This window comes from Komagataeibacter sp. SM21 (assembly GCF_041402665.1).
Lineage (GTDB): Bacteria > Pseudomonadota > Alphaproteobacteria > Acetobacterales > Acetobacteraceae > Komagataeibacter > Komagataeibacter saccharivorans.
In genome coordinates this window covers 93,176-106,409 of sequence record NZ_JBGLOV010000003.1, presented here as the reverse complement: position 1 = coordinate 106,409, position 13,234 = coordinate 93,176, and the positions used below count along the sequence as shown (strand labels likewise).

Genomic DNA, 13,234 nt, shown 5'->3' with positions numbered 1-13,234 from the left:
TGTCCTGCAACCGCGTAGCATCCAGCAGGTAAAACGTCCCCCCATGCACCCCAACTGCGTTATCGCGGCCCTTGCCAACAGCCCGGTCCAGCCATGGCCCTTTCCGCACTGGCAGCTTCATGACGTGCTGCCCGCCCCGGTTGCATCCGCGCTGGTGACATGGATGCCGGACAGTCAGTTCATCGGCGGGAACAGTGGCGGACAGCGGGCCGGGCGCAACGGGCAGCGGCTGTTCATCACGCCCGCACGGCGGGCAGCCAGCCCCGCGCTGGACCATCTGGCCCGCCTGTTTGATGACCCGCACACCCGTGCGACATTCACCACGCAGTGCAATGCTCGGATTGAAGATGCGGCCCTGCGCCTTGAACTCTGTCTGGATGCCGATGGCTTCTGGCTTGAACCCCATACCGATATCGGGGCCAAGCGGCTGACGCTTCTGGTATCGCTTTCCATGGGGGCGGATGCCCATGACTGGGGCACGGATATCATGACGGCGGAGGGCACGCCCGTAGCGCGTGCATCGGGCGCCTTCAATTCCGGCCTGCTGTTCATTCCATCGGACCATTCATGGCACGGCTTCGTGCCGCGCGCGCTGAGCGGCGTGCGCCGGACACTGATCGTCAATTATGTTGGCCCCGAATGGCAGGCCATGAATGAACTGGCCCGCCCGCCGCGCGTCACATAGGCGCGGACGGTTGCCTGTCCGTTGCCGGTTCGATACGAAACAAACCTTTATTCCCCGCCAAAACGGTTCTAGGAAGCGTTTCCACCAAGTGTAATCCCATTCATCCCATGTCATCCCGGTCATGACGCAAGAGGACAACAGAGGCATGAGCGAGACTCCGCGCGAGACTATGGAATTCGATGTCGTCATCGTTGGCGGCGGCCCGTCGGGCCTGGCGGCGGCCATCCGGCTGCGCCAGCTTGCCCCCGACGCCAGCGTATGCCTGATTGAAAAAGGCAGCGAGATTGGCGCCCATATCCTGTCGGGTGCCGTAATCGAACCACGCGCGCTGGCAGAACTCCTGCCCCACTGGCGGGAAGAGGGCGCCCCGCTGAACACCCCCGTGACAGAGGAGCAGATGCTCTACCTGACACAGGACAACAGCCTTGAAGTCCCGTTCCTTGAACGCGTGATGCCGCATATGCGCAACCACGGCAATTTCATTGTAAGCCTTGGTGATTTCTGCCGCTGGCTTGCCGGCCGGGCGGAAGAGCTGGGGGTTGAAATCTATCCCGGCTTTGCCGGTGCCGAAGTGCTGATCGACGATGATGGCCGCGTCGCGGGCGTTGCCACGGGTGACATGGGTGTGGGTCGCGATGGCCAGCCGGGCGACAACTATGCCCCCGGCATGGAACTGCGCGCGAAATACACCCTGTTCGCCGAAGGCTGCCGGGGATCGCTGACCAAGCAGGTCATGGCGATGTACAACCTGCGCAAGGGCGTGGATGACCAGACCTATGGGCTGGGCATCAAGGAACTGTGGGAAATCCCCAAGGAAATGCACCGCCCCGGCATGGTGCAGCACAGCTTCGGCTGGCCGCTGGATGACCGGACCTATGGCGGCGCGTGGATGTACCATTTTGGCGACAACCTCGTCTCCTACGGGTTCGTGGTCGGTCTGGACTACCCCAATACATGGCTGTCCCCGTTTGACGAGATGCAGCGCGTCAAGCTGCATCCGGCCTTCCGCCCGTATTTTGAAGGTGGCCGTCGCATCGCCTATGGCGCGCGCGCGCTGTCCGAAGGCGGCATCCAGTCCATTCCCCGCCTGACCTTCCCCGGCGGGGCGCTGATTGGCGATACGGCAGGCTTCCTGAACGTGCCCAAGATCAAGGGCACCCATACGGCCATGAAATCGGGCATGCTGGCGGCGGAAGCCGTGGCGGAAGCCCTGATCACCAGCCGCGTGGAGCCGGGTTCCTATACCCGCCGCATCCGGGATTCGTGGCTGTGGACCGAACTGCGCGCGGTGCGCAACATCCGCCCCGCCTTCGCCAAATTCGGCATGAAGGGCGGCGCGCTGTATTCCGGTATCGACGCCATGCTGCTGCGCGGCCGCGCGCCGTGGACGCTGCATACCCGCCATGGCGATAACGAGACCCTGGAACCGGCAGCCGTCTCCCCGCAGATCCAGTATCCCAGGCCGGATGGCAAGATCACGTTCGACCGCCTGTCCTCGGTCTTCCTGTCCGCCACCAATCATGAGGAGGACCAGCCCGTCCACCTGAAGGTGCGCAACATGTCGCTGTGGAAAACGGTGAACTGGAACATCTTCCGCGCGCCGGAAAGCCGTTACTGCCCCGCGGGCGTGTACGAAGTGGCGGATGAGGATACGGACCCGCGCCTGCAGATCAACGCGCAGAACTGCGTGCACTGCAAGACCTGTGACATCAAGGACCCGGCCCAGAACATTGACTGGGCCACGCCGGAGGGCGCAGGCGGCCCCAACTATCCGGGCGGGATGTAATCCGGCGGCAGGTACGGTATGTATCTGCCAAACACGTTGCCCTTATCCGAAGACAGACAGGCAAATATGCAATGAAGGTTCTCGTACCCGTTAAGCGCGTGATCGATTACAACATCAAGCCTCGCGTAAAAGCCGATGGTTCCGGCGTGGAAACCGCTGGCGTCAAGATGTCCATCAACCCCTTCGACGAAATTGCGGTCGAAGAAGCCGTGCGCCTGAAGGAAAAAGGCGTTGCGACCGAGATCGTCGCGGTCTCGATCGGGGAAGCGAAGGCACAGGACACCCTGCGCACCGCCATGGCCATGGGTGCTGACCGCTCCATTCTGGTGGAAACCGATGTGGTGACGGAACCGCTGGCGGTGGCCAAGGTGCTCAAGGCGCTGGTGGAGAAGGAAAAGCCCGACCTCATCATCCTTGGCAAGCAGGCCATTGACGATGACATGAACGCAACCGGCCAGATGCTGGCGGGGCTGCTGGACCGCCCGCAGGCGACGTTCGCCTCCAAAGTGGACGTGGCGGATGGCGCCGTGACCGTTACGCGTGAAATCGACGGCGGCCTGCAGACCATCAAGCTGGCGCTGCCCGCCATCATCACGACGGACCTGCGGCTGAACGAACCGCGTTACGCCTCGCTGCCCAACATCATGAAGGCGCGCAAGAAGCCGATGGAAAAGATCACGCCGGCTGATCTGGGCGTGGACATGACCCCGCGCCTGAGCGTGATTTCCGTGGCCGAGCCGCCGGAACGCAAGGCGGGCATCAAGCTCGATTCGGCAAATGAACTGGTTTCGCGTCTGCGCAACGAAGCAAAGGTGATCTGATCATGACCGTTCTCGTTTATCTGGATCATGAGGGTGGCGCGATCCGGCAGGCATCGCGTTCGGCCATTACGGCGGCGGCGAAGCTGGGCGATGTTGATGTGCTGGTAACCGGTGCCGACGCGGCTGGGGCAGCGAAGGCGGCAGCGGCCATTCCGGGCGTGAAGAAGGTTATCCAGGTTGCTGACAGCACCGGCAACAGCGAACTTGCCGAACCTGTCGCAGCCCTGCTGGCCGATCTGGCGGGTGGCTATACGCATATCCTTGCCGCATCGTCCGCATCGGCCAAGAATGCGCTGCCCCGTGCGGCAGCACTTCTGGATGTGCAGCCGATCCCCGATATCGTCGCCATCAACGATGCCGATACCTTCGTGCGCCCGATCTATGCGGGCAGCGCGCTGGCGACGGTAAAGTCCGCCGATGCGAAGAAGATCATCACGGTCCGCGCCTCCTCCTTCGATCCGGCTCCTGCCGAGGGCGGCAGCGCGGTGATCGAGGAAGTCGCCCTGCCTGCGGGTCCGGGGGGATCGACCTTCATCTCGACCGAACTGTCCAAGTCCGAACGCCCGGAACTGGAATCCGCGCGCGTGGTGGTATCCGGTGGACGTGGCATGCAGAACGAGGAGAACTTCAAGCTCCTCAACCCGCTGGCCGACAAGCTTGGCGCCGCCATCGGCGCATCCCGCGCGGCGGTGGATGCAGGCTTCGTGCCCAACGAATACCAGGTCGGGCAGACCGGCAAGATCGTGGCGCCGGAACTGTATATCGCCCTTGGCATTTCCGGCGCGATCCAGCATCTCGCGGGGATGAAGGACAGCAAGGTCATTGTCGCGGTGAACAAGGACCCGGAAGCACCGATCTTCCAGGTGGCGGATTACGGTATCGTGGGCGACCTGTTCACGATCCTGCCGCAGCTTGAAGCGGAACTCGACAAGGCTGGCTGACCCTTAGGGTCCATGGCTGCAAAAGGGGCGCGGGCTTCATTCCCGCGCCCCTTTTTTCATGTACGGCTATTCGTTTTCCAGCACGGCATGGGCGCGGGCGACCACCGTGTCATAGTCCCGCTGTGTCAGATCCCCCCGATGCAGCATTTCACTGGCCCGCGCCAGGGCGTCACGCGCATGGGTGGCGTCGGGTATGGGGTAACGTCGGCCGGGCAGGGCAAAAGCTGAATCCGGCAAGGCATCACGTTCGGCCGCTGTCAGTCTGGACATCGGGTATTCCTCCCTAAACGAGATGGTTCCCGCAACTTCAGGAACCCGTTGCAGGGTAGAGAAAGCCCGCACGGACAAGATACGTAAAAGACGGATGGCACCCCGCCATTTTCCGCCACACAAAAAAACAGGGTCCCCACAAGGGGGACCCCGCCAGTAGGACAACCGTGCATTGGCACTGTATCCTGTCCGGCATTTATACCGGCTATTCTTGGTATTTATGGAAGCCAGCAGGCTTCGTGTGATTATGTATGCCATTCTTATTTTCAAACGTCAACAATAAATATAAATAAAAAAGGAATTTTACTTTTTTTGCACTGCACAATTCATATGTTTATTTTGCACCGCACAATCAACCCGAAGTATATGAAGAACAGCGCGTCATTTGTCTCCCGCGCCCCGGAAAACAGGGGCTACAAGGGCCTTGTGCCGACATTCATTGCCCCGCATCATACAGGGGACGGATCACCGCAGGCCCGGCCACATCATCCGCCCTGCAGCAGACAGGACACCCGATGGGGGGACAACCCACAACCCGACCACATGCGACATTCTGCACAGGGAAAATTGTCCGCCACGTCGTTGTCATGGCAGGGACGGGGGCCATTGGCCTCATGGCTGTCTTTGTCGTCGATCTGCTGAACCTTTTCTACATTTCCTGGCTGGGCGATCCGGCGCTGACCGCGGCAATCGGCTTCGCGGGCGTGGTGAGCTATGTGCAGATCGCGGTCTCCATCGGCCTGTCCATCGGGATCGGTGCCATCAGCGGCAGGCTGATCGGCGCGGGCCGGATTGAACAGGCCCAACGGGTCGCATCCTCCTTCGGCATCGTCATGGTCGGGCTGTGCCTGCTGATCGGCATCGCCACCGCATGGCTGGCGGGTCCGCTGCTGATCCTGCTGGGCGCAAAGGGGGAGGCCGCGCGACAGGCGACGGTTTTCCTTGAAATCGTCTCCCCCGGCCTGCCGCTGATTGCTGTGGGCATGGGATGCTCGGGCCTGCTGCGTGCAATCGGGGCGGCGCGCATTTCCATGAACGTGACGCTGATGGGGGCGATCATATCGGCCATTGCCGATCCGGTAATGATTCTTGGGCTGGGCCTCGGGCTGAAAGGGGCCGCCATCAGCACCATCGTGTCGCGCGCGATCGTGGCTCTGGTCGGCTTTCGCTGCGTGCGTCAGCATGGCCTGTTCGGCAGGCCGGTCCGTACTCATGTGCTGAGCGATACCAGACTGGTGGCGCAGGTTGCGATGCCCGCCATCCTGACCAATCTTGCAACGCCTGTCGGCAGCGTGTTCGTAACGCATGCGATGGCGGGTTTCGGGCTGGCGGCAGTGGCCGGGCAGGCGACCATCGAACGCATCGTGCCGGTGGCCTTCGCCTTCGTCTTTGCGCTGACGGGATCGGTTGGTCCCATCATGTCGCAGAATCTGGGGGCGGGGAAACTCGATCGCGTGCGCGAAACCCTTGTAGCATCGCTATGGCTGGTCGCGGGCTGCGTTGCGCTGACATGGATGATCCTGTTCCTGACACAGGATCTGGTGGTGCGCGTATTCTCGGCGCAGGGAACGGCGGCAATGCTGATCCACCTGTTCTGCAACTGGACCATTGCCGGTTATGTCTTCATCGGCATGCTGTTCGTGGCCAATTCCGCGTTCAACAACCTTGGATGCCCCCTGTATTCGACCCTGTTCAACTGGGGACGGGCGACACTGGGCACCATTCCGTTTGTATGGGTGGGCATGAAATTCGGGCCTGCGGGCGTGCAGGTAGGGCAGGTTCTGGGCTGCGTGCTGTTCGGCTCATATGCCGTCATGACAGCCTTTGGCGTGGTCCGGCGGCTCCATCCCGGTGACAGGGCCACCGAACAGGCCATGCCCGTCATTCCCCCACCGCAAAGTGGCGAGGCCGGGATGATCGAACTGGATGAACTGGACCATTCAGCGTGAAACGGGGGCGATGACGCCCTGCAGCATCGCACCGATGACCGGGCCGATACTATCGCGCCAGTGGGGCAGTTCAAGGCCGAATACCTGCCCCAGCCGTGTGCAGTCGAGCCGCGTATCCACGGGCCGCATAGCCGGGGTGGGCCACTGCGTGGTGTCAACAGGCAGGACCGGCGGCACAGGGTGGCCATGCCGGGCCGCATGATCCAGTGCGGCACAGGCCAGTTCATGCCATGTCGCACTGCCCTGTCCCGCAACATGGAATATGCCCCGGTAACAGGGCTGCCAGCCCGCTTTCAGTATCCGTCGGGCGATATGCAGCAGGACATGGGCCAGATCCTCCACACAGGTCGGATTACCGCACTGGTCCGCCACCACTTTTAAATGCGGCCGCTTTCGCGCGGCATGAACGATGGTGTGGACAAAATTCCCTGCCCGCGCCCCGTAAACCCATGCCGTGCGCAACACCATCGCATGCGCACAGGCATGCAGGACCGCTCTTTCCCCCTCCGCCTTGGTGTGGCCATAGACATTGCGGGGATCGGGGGCATCTTCTTCCGTATAGGGGTGGCCCTTCAGGCCACTGAAGACATAATCGGTGGAAACATGCAGCAGCGGCACGGCCTGCCCCGCGCAGAGCCATGCAAGCAGGGCCGGCCCTTCGGCATTGACCTGCCGGGCCGGGCCGGGCTGGTCTTCCGCCGCGTCCACCGCCGTCCATGCGGCGGCGTTGATAACAAGGTCAGGCCGGATTTCCTGCATGGTCCGCACGACGGTATCCGGCAGGCTGAAATCGAAATGCGGACGCCCCACTACGGTAACCGTAGCCCCCCCGCACCGCATCAGGGCCGTGGCGAGCTGGCCCGAACCGCCCGTGACCAGAATACGCGAACCCGAACGGGATACCATGCGCCGGCCCGGTCCGGTCATGGCAGGACGAACCAGTCAATGACACTGGAAAACGGCAGGGCCTGTTCATCGCGGGGGGACACGATGGCCTGACAGTCGCTGACGGGCCAGTCGATGCCCAGACTCTCGTCATTCCAGCGCACGCTGCGTTCACAGGCGCGGTCCCACAGGTCGGTGCATTTGTACTGCACCTCCGTATTGTCACCCAGGGTGCAGAAACCATGGAGGAAGCCGGGGGGAATCCAGAACTGGCTGCCATTTTCCGCACTCAGGGTAACCGCGGCCCACTGCCCGAAGCTCCGTGATCCCATGCGCACATCAACCGCTACGTCCCAGATTGCACCCCGTGTGCACCGCACCAGCTTGCCCTGCGCACAGGGCGGAACCTGACAGTGCAACCCCCGCACCACCCCCCTGTGGCGTGAAAGACTGTGATTGTCCTGCACGAAGGGCGCGGTAATACCGATTTCCGCCAGGGTGGCGGCATTATAGGTCTCGCTGAAAAAACCACGCTCATCTTCAAAACGCGGTGGAGTGAGCAGCAGCAGCCCGTCCAGGGGCAGTGTTTCCACCTTCATGATGCATGCCCCGGCGCATGCCGCTGGCAGTGCCGCGCGTGATCGACTGTCAGGGTAGAAAAGACGCCCTGATCACCCGCCCGTCCAAACTGGGTAAAAATCCGCATACCGATCCGCTCTTTGCCTGTTCCCCCGTGCGAAAACACCGGGGTTCCATCACGTTGTCCTGAAAAGCAGTCTTAACGCGATACATGTTACGAACTGATTAAGGCCAAAATGGAACAGGCCCCATACGCGACAGCATAAGGGGCTGAAAAAGACTGATTTTTATTTGAAGAGGGGGTACCAGATAAGGAATCTGGTGGAGCCAAGGGGAGTCGAACCCCTGACCTCCTGAATGCCATTCAGGCGCTCTCCCAACTGAGCTATGGCCCCACTATTCCAACCCGCGTGGCCGTTTATTCTGGCCAACCGTGGTTCGGTTCGCGGGGTATAACCATTAGTTCCGGGCAATGCAACCCCCCGCAAACCGATTTATCGCATGATGATATTATCGGCCCTGAGCGCATCCAGCAGGGGCAGCAATGGCAGGCCGAGGATGGCGGCGTGATCGCCCTCGATACGGGAAAACAGGTGGATGCCCGGCCCTTCCAGCCGGTAACAGCCGACACAGGACAGAATCGCATCCCCTTCGATCGCCAGATAACGATCCAGAAAAGAATCGCTGAACGCGCGCATATGCAGCACGGGGCACGCGACATGGCGCCATGTTTCGCGGCCATCACGCATCATCACCACCGCCGTATGCAGCATATGGGCCTTTCCTCGTAGGGTGCGGAGGTGGCAGCGCGCGACCGAAAGGTTTTCGGGCTTGTCGAACCATTCCCCCGCGCAGGACAGCATCTGGTCCGCGCCGATCACGACCGCACCCGGATCAGCCCGTGTCGCCCGCGCCTTGGCGCGGGCGAGTTCGAGGGCGGTCTGGCTGGCATCCATTTCCTGTGCACGGCAATGCTGGCGGATGGCGTGTTCATCCACCTCCGCCGCGCGGCATGTCACCGAAAGGCCCGCCGATTCCAGCAGGGCGCGGCGGGCGGCTGAACGGCTGGCCAGTACTATCGGGGGCGACTCCGCCTGTAACGGATGCGTCTTTAGTACTAAATTCGAGTCGCCCGGCATCACCTTCTCCGTACTGATGAAATGAAACATGAAATTCGACGCGTTCGAGTACTGGGGTACATGGGGACAGTACTCCAAACAGTTCTGCGCCGTACCGAGTACCGTGGACAACGGGTACACCTGCGGACGCGGTGGGTTGTACACAGGCTTATGTCGGTACAATCTGGATAACTCTCCCGACCCACGGGAATCCTTGGAGTCGGAAACTGTACACTCTGTGGGAAAAGTGGGGTACATTTTCGGAAGTGCGGGTACCCCGTCATCCACAGCACTTAAAGCACATCAAAAATTTTCTTTCTCTTTTCTTTTATTGTTTTGAAAGGAGCGCGCGCATCGCGCCTGCCCGCTATCCGTCGGCGGGAAAGTACGAGATAGTCCGGCCACAACGAAACAGAACGACGGATCGATGACTGAAACACGCAAACCCCTGCTCGCTACCCTGTTGGGAGAGGCAACATGGCCGCCTCCGGTATGGCTGATGCGACAGGCGGGCCGGTTCCTGCCGGAATTCCGGGCCCTGCGTGAAAAAGCGGACTTCCTGACACGCTGCATGACGCCGGACATGGCGGTAGACATCACGCTGCAGCCCATCCGCCGTTTCGGCATGGATGGCGCGATCCTGTTTTCGGATATCCTGATCCTGCCCTGGGCAATGGGTCAGTCGCTTGATTTCGTGCCCGGCAGGGGACCTGTGCTGGGCCCGGTGCGTTCACAGGCGGATCTGGAACGGCTTGATCCGGGCCGGGTCACAAAAGCGATCGAGCCGGTCATGGAAACCCTCCAGCGGCTGCGCAGGATCGTGGACGGGCCGGAAGCGATCGGTCCGGCCAGACCGGGACAGGTCACGCTGATCGGTTTCGCGGGCGCACCGTTCACCGTGGCGTGCTACATGGTCGAAGGCCATGGCTCGCGGGAGTTCGAGGAAACCCGCAGGCTTGCCTATACCGACCCGGCCTTCTTCGATCGGCTGATCGACCTGCTGACCACCGCGACGGCTGACATGCTGTGCGCCCAGATCGAAGCGGGCGCGGAAGCGGTCATGCTGTTCGATAGCTGGTCCGGCCTGCTGCCACCGTCGCAGTTCCGCAGGCATGTCATCGAACCTGCGCGGCGGATTACCGAAATCATCAGGTCGCGCCATCCCGGCACGCCTGTTATCGGCTTCCCACGTCTTGGCGGGCTTATGGCGATTGAATACGGGCACCAGACCGGCGTGAACGCCATGGCGCTCGATACCGGGGCCGATATGAAGGCCGTGGCCGCGCAGGTGCCTGATACGCTGGTGCTTCAGGGTAATCTCGACCCGATCCGCGTGCTGGCTGGCGGGGAAGGCATGCGCGCCGAAGCCCGCGCCATCCGTGACGCCATGAAGGGCCGGCCGCATGTGTTCAACCTTGGCCATGGCGTCATTCCCGCCACCCCGCCCGAGCATGTCGGCGACCTGATCAAGACCATCCGGGATGTGTGAATGATGCTGCCTGCCGCCCTGCGCCCCGATGGCGCGCTCAAGCTGGTCATCTTTGACTGTGACGGTGTCCTGATCGACAGTGAGGGGCCTTCATGCCGGATGATCGCCCGCTCCTTACGTGAACACGGGCGCACGATCAGCGACGAGGACGCGGTCCACCGTTTCGCGGGGCATGCGCTGACCGCGCTCAAGCATGAGATCGAACAGGCGGAGGGCATTACCCTGCCTGCCGACTGGCCCGCGCAGATGCAGCGCAACCTTGTTTCCCTCATGCGCAATGAGGCTGAAACCATAGAAGGCGCGCCCGCCATGCTGCATGGCGTGGCCGCACTTGGCCTGCCCTACCGCATCGGCTCCAACTCCTCGGTGCAGGAAATGGAGGCGAAGTTTGGCCGGACCGGTCTGGATGCCCTGATCGTGCCGACGTGCATCCACTCCGCACGCGATATGGGCTGTCCCAAGCCGGACCCGGCGGTCTATCTCGCGGCGGCACAGGCACAGGGCGTGCCGCCGGGCGAATGTATCGTGCTGGAAGATACCGAAACCGGCGCCCGTGCCGCACGTAGCGCCGGCATGGGCTGCGTGCTGCTGCGCTCCGCCGAACTGCCCGCACCGTCATGGCCGGGTCTGCTGCGTATCGCGCATCTGGATGAATTCGTGCCGCTGCTGCGCCGGATCATGGCCAGCCAGCAGGGGGATGCGAACGGAAATGGCTGAAGTGCTGATCCCCTTCATGCTGTGGATCAAGGCCTTCCATATCATCTCGCTCATCGCGTGGATGGCGGGCGTGTTCTACCTGCCCCGCCTGTTCGTCTATCACTGCCAGGTGGCGGTGGGATCAGCGGAATCCGAACGTTTCAAGGGTATGGAATACCGGCTGCAGCGGTTCATCATGCTGCCCGCCATGATCAGCACCTTCGTATTCGGTGGCCTGCTGGCAAGCATTCCGGGTCTGGTGGACTGGCATGCAGGCTGGTGGATGACCAAGCTTGCGGCGGTGATCGCACTGGCGGGTTTCAACGGGGCCTGCGGACGGTGGCGGCGGGATTTCGCCAATGATCGCAATACCCATACCGAACGGTTCTATCGTATCGCCAATGAAGTGCCGACCGTTCTCATGATGATCATTGTCATCATGGTTGTTGTCCGCCCGTTCTGAAAACAGGCGGACAACAGCAGCCACGGATCAGAGCAGGGACGAACCCTGCTTCAGGACCGCGTTACAGACCTTCGTACTGACCTTCTGCTTGAGGTTCCCGCTGAGCGAGGACAGGGAGAAGGTATTGCCGGTGCCCGTATCCAGAATACCCTTCTGGCCGTTGGTGTACTGGCTGCCGGTGGTATCCATGCCCGCCTTCTGCTTCAGCGAGGACAGCAGCGTGGTCGGGCTGTTGCCCTGCAGGTAGTTGTTCTGCACGCAGTAGCCAAGCAGGCCGGTAACGTTGGAAGGGGCGAGGGAGGAAACGGAGGGAACGTTCAGCCCGCTGCCCGAAAGCAGTCCCGCCGCATTACCCAGTCCACCAGACGAGCCACCGCCCGCGAGGCCGCCAAAACCCTGCGCATGCGCGGGCGTGCCCGACAGGGCCGCGGCCACCGGCAGGGCGGCGAGCAGGGCCAGGAAACGGTTTGATGTCTTCATGTGATATAACTCCTCAGATCACGGTCGCGGGAATGGCAGGGCCGGTATGGTCCTGCCCGTCTTTCCCTACGGGCCGCGGGAACGGGTCGCGGCGGATCAGGCGACCCCAAGCATCAGCATGCCATAGATTTTGGCCATCACCGGTATCAACACATACTGGATGAGCAGAAGCAGCACGAGCGGGCTGAGATCGATGTTGGCCACATTCGGCAGGATATTGCGGATCGGACGCAGCACCGGTTCGGTCATGCGGTACAGGAAATTGGACATCTTCCAGACAATCTGGTTGCGCGGGTCCAGAATGCCGAAACCGATGAGAAAGCTGAACAGGCAGGCCAGCAGCACGACCCATGTATAAAGCTGGATAAGTTCAAACAGCAGCTGAAAGATGATGGAAATCAACGGGCCAACTTTCATAGATGACGGGAAATGGAATTTAGTGTCCGTGGCGTGCGCATACAACTGTCATGAAGTCGCCGGATCGGGCAGAAAACAGGTTCAGGACCAGAAAATGGGCCTTGACTTGCGGGGCAGGGACGGTATTTATCGCGCAAAGATGTGGGGCTGTAGCTCAGATGGGAGAGCGCCTCGTTCGCAATGAGGAGGTCAGGGGTTCGATTCCCCTCAGCTCCACCACATCCTTTCCTTAAAAAATATATCGCCTGTCATGACCGCGCCGGATGGCGGCAGCATTTTACGCGTCCGTGGCTTCGTGTTCCGGCAGGGCGATGAGTTCGATTTCCGCAAGCTGGCCGGGCGTGTCGAAATGACTGACCAGCCGCAGCGTGGTCGCGGGACAGGTACGGCCGAACAGGTCGTGAAGGAGCGGAAAGCAGGCGTTGAACCCTTCGGTTTCACTCAGGATGAATACGATACGGGTTACATCCTGCGCCGTCATGCCCTGTCGGGTCAGGTTGCTGATTCCGACGGAAAGGGCCTGCCGGATCTGGGCGAACACATCGGGCGGAAACTGCCCGGTCTGGGCGTCGATACCCGTCAGGTGCCGGATCTGTATTTCTGGCGGCGGGCGAAACGGCGTGTTTTCTTGCATCCCCCATAGAATCACAAAATG

15 protein-coding genes and 2 tRNA genes are annotated in these 13,234 nt (G+C 61.6%); 9 read left to right on the top strand and 8 right to left on the bottom strand.

Features of this window, described 5'->3' with window-relative positions; translation table 11 throughout:
* The first annotated feature begins 43 nt into the window (after positions 1–43).
* The 4 genes from ACBR42_RS04425 (at position 44) to ACBR42_RS04410 (ending at position 4,233) form a co-directional block, all read left to right on the top strand.
* Positions 44–685 (top strand): hypothetical protein, encoded by a 642-nt coding sequence (locus tag ACBR42_RS04425; RefSeq protein WP_102324960.1) that lies wholly within the window; start codon positions 44–46, stop codon positions 683–685.
* Between the two features lie 145 nt (positions 686–830).
* The gene (locus ACBR42_RS04420; protein ID WP_102324959.1) at positions 831–2,471 is read left to right on the top strand and encodes an electron transfer flavoprotein-ubiquinone oxidoreductase; all 1,641 of its coding nucleotides are present in this window, start codon (positions 831–833) and stop codon (positions 2,469–2,471) included.
* Positions 2,472–2,542: 71 nt separating this feature from the next.
* A complete protein-coding gene (locus ACBR42_RS04415; protein ID WP_371207359.1) occupies positions 2,543–3,292 on the top strand; it encodes an electron transfer flavoprotein subunit beta/FixA family protein in 750 nt (249 codons plus the stop codon).
* Between the two features lie 2 nt (positions 3,293–3,294).
* A complete protein-coding gene (locus tag ACBR42_RS04410; protein WP_102324957.1) occupies positions 3,295–4,233 on the top strand; it encodes an electron transfer flavoprotein subunit alpha/FixB family protein in 939 nt (312 codons plus the stop codon).
* Positions 4,234–4,299: 66 nt separating this feature from the next.
* Here ACBR42_RS04410 and ACBR42_RS04405 read toward each other — a convergent pair whose 3' ends face one another.
* Entirely contained in the window at positions 4,300–4,503 is a 204-nt protein-coding gene (locus ACBR42_RS04405; RefSeq protein WP_102324956.1) for a hypothetical protein, read from the bottom strand.
* 515 nt (positions 4,504–5,018) lie between these two features.
* Here ACBR42_RS04405 and ACBR42_RS04400 point away from each other — a divergent pair.
* Positions 5,019–6,452, top strand: coding sequence for an MATE family efflux transporter (locus ACBR42_RS04400; protein ID WP_102324955.1), 1,434 nt, complete (start codon positions 5,019–5,021; stop codon positions 6,450–6,452).
* Here ACBR42_RS04400 and rfbD read toward each other — a convergent pair.
* The 4 genes from rfbD to ACBR42_RS04380 all read right to left on the bottom strand — a co-directional run bounded on the left by rfbD (position 6,444) and on the right by ACBR42_RS04380 (position 9,055).
* The gene (gene rfbD, locus ACBR42_RS04395; protein ID WP_371207358.1) at positions 6,444–7,379 is read right to left on the bottom strand and encodes a dTDP-4-dehydrorhamnose reductase; all 936 of its coding nucleotides are present in this window, start codon (positions 7,377–7,379) and stop codon (positions 6,444–6,446) included. The genes ACBR42_RS04400 and rfbD overlap by 9 nt on opposite strands.
* A complete protein-coding gene (gene rfbC / locus ACBR42_RS04390) occupies positions 7,376–7,936 on the bottom strand; it encodes a dTDP-4-dehydrorhamnose 3,5-epimerase (RefSeq protein ID WP_102324953.1) in 561 nt (186 codons plus the stop codon). Before rfbC ends, rfbD begins: the two co-directional genes overlap by 4 nt.
* A 299-nt stretch (positions 7,937–8,235) precedes the next feature.
* Positions 8,236–8,311, bottom strand: a tRNA-Ala gene (locus ACBR42_RS04385).
* A gap of 99 nt (positions 8,312–8,410) precedes the next feature.
* The gene (locus ACBR42_RS04380; RefSeq protein ID WP_371207357.1) at positions 8,411–9,055 is read right to left on the bottom strand and encodes a nucleoside triphosphate pyrophosphatase; all 645 of its coding nucleotides are present in this window, start codon (positions 9,053–9,055) and stop codon (positions 8,411–8,413) included.
* A gap of 406 nt (positions 9,056–9,461) precedes the next feature.
* Here ACBR42_RS04380 and hemE point away from each other — a divergent pair, with 406 nt between their 5' ends.
* The 3 genes from hemE to hemJ are packed head-to-tail and all read left to right on the top strand — an operon-like array spanning position 9,462 to position 11,682.
* A complete protein-coding gene (hemE, locus tag ACBR42_RS04375) occupies positions 9,462–10,523 on the top strand; it encodes a uroporphyrinogen decarboxylase (protein WP_110546830.1) in 1,062 nt (353 codons plus the stop codon).
* A gap of 3 nt (positions 10,524–10,526) precedes the next feature.
* Positions 10,527–11,240, top strand: coding sequence for an HAD family hydrolase (locus tag ACBR42_RS04370; RefSeq protein ID WP_371207435.1), 714 nt, complete (start codon positions 10,527–10,529; stop codon positions 11,238–11,240).
* Positions 11,233–11,682 (top strand): protoporphyrinogen oxidase HemJ, encoded by a 450-nt coding sequence (hemJ, locus tag ACBR42_RS04365; RefSeq protein ID WP_110546831.1) that lies wholly within the window; start codon positions 11,233–11,235, stop codon positions 11,680–11,682. The genes ACBR42_RS04370 and hemJ overlap by 8 nt, the downstream gene beginning before the upstream one ends.
* Positions 11,683–11,709: 27 nt before the next feature.
* Here the strand turns inward: hemJ and ACBR42_RS04360 are convergent, their stop codons facing one another.
* Both ACBR42_RS04360 and ACBR42_RS04355 read right to left on the bottom strand, forming a co-directional pair.
* Positions 11,710–12,162, bottom strand: coding sequence for a YjjA family protein (locus ACBR42_RS04360; protein ID WP_102324949.1), 453 nt, complete (start codon positions 12,160–12,162; stop codon positions 11,710–11,712).
* 96 nt (positions 12,163–12,258) lie between these two features.
* Positions 12,259–12,579, bottom strand: a complete 321-nt coding sequence (locus tag ACBR42_RS04355; RefSeq protein ID WP_102324948.1) for a YggT family protein — start codon at positions 12,577–12,579, stop codon at positions 12,259–12,261.
* Positions 12,580–12,722: 143 nt separating this feature from the next.
* Here ACBR42_RS04355 and ACBR42_RS04350 point away from each other — a divergent pair.
* Positions 12,723–12,798 (top strand) — tRNA-Ala (locus ACBR42_RS04350).
* A gap of 58 nt (positions 12,799–12,856) precedes the next feature.
* Here ACBR42_RS04350 and ACBR42_RS04345 read toward each other — a convergent pair.
* A complete protein-coding gene (locus ACBR42_RS04345) occupies positions 12,857–13,213 on the bottom strand; it encodes an endoribonuclease L-PSP (protein ID WP_102324947.1) in 357 nt (118 codons plus the stop codon).
* Positions 13,214–13,234: the final 21 nt, after the last annotated feature.

Bases quoted from the DNA above. Each gene is read 5' to 3' on its own strand.
- ACBR42_RS04425 (WP_102324960.1), top strand. From the start codon at position 44: ATGCACCCCAACTGCGTTATCGCGGCCCTTGCCAACAGCCCGGTCCAG.
- ACBR42_RS04420 (WP_102324959.1), top strand. From the start codon at position 831: ATGAGCGAGACTCCGCGCGAGACTATGGAATTCGATGTCGTCATCGTT.
- ACBR42_RS04415 (WP_371207359.1), top strand. From the start codon at position 2,543: ATGAAGGTTCTCGTACCCGTTAAGCGCGTGATCGATTACAACATCAAG.
- ACBR42_RS04410 (WP_102324957.1), top strand. From the start codon at position 3,295: ATGACCGTTCTCGTTTATCTGGATCATGAGGGTGGCGCGATCCGGCAG.
- ACBR42_RS04405 (WP_102324956.1), bottom strand. From the start codon at position 4,503: ATGTCCAGACTGACAGCGGCCGAACGTGATGCCTTGCCGGATTCAGCT.
- ACBR42_RS04400 (WP_102324955.1), top strand. From the start codon at position 5,019: ATGGGGGGACAACCCACAACCCGACCACATGCGACATTCTGCACAGGG.
- rfbD (WP_371207358.1), bottom strand. From the start codon at position 7,379: ATGACCGGACCGGGCCGGCGCATGGTATCCCGTTCGGGTTCGCGTATT.
- rfbC (WP_102324953.1), bottom strand. From the start codon at position 7,936: ATGAAGGTGGAAACACTGCCCCTGGACGGGCTGCTGCTGCTCACTCCA.
- ACBR42_RS04380 (WP_371207357.1), bottom strand. From the start codon at position 9,055: ATGCCGGGCGACTCGAATTTAGTACTAAAGACGCATCCGTTACAGGCG.
- hemE (WP_110546830.1), top strand. From the start codon at position 9,462: ATGACTGAAACACGCAAACCCCTGCTCGCTACCCTGTTGGGAGAGGCA.
- ACBR42_RS04370 (WP_371207435.1), top strand. From the start codon at position 10,527: ATGCTGCCTGCCGCCCTGCGCCCCGATGGCGCGCTCAAGCTGGTCATC.
- hemJ (WP_110546831.1), top strand. From the start codon at position 11,233: ATGGCTGAAGTGCTGATCCCCTTCATGCTGTGGATCAAGGCCTTCCAT.
- ACBR42_RS04360 (WP_102324949.1), bottom strand. From the start codon at position 12,162: ATGAAGACATCAAACCGTTTCCTGGCCCTGCTCGCCGCCCTGCCGGTG.
- ACBR42_RS04355 (WP_102324948.1), bottom strand. From the start codon at position 12,579: ATGAAAGTTGGCCCGTTGATTTCCATCATCTTTCAGCTGCTGTTTGAA.
- ACBR42_RS04345 (WP_102324947.1), bottom strand. From the start codon at position 13,213: ATGCAAGAAAACACGCCGTTTCGCCCGCCGCCAGAAATACAGATCCGG.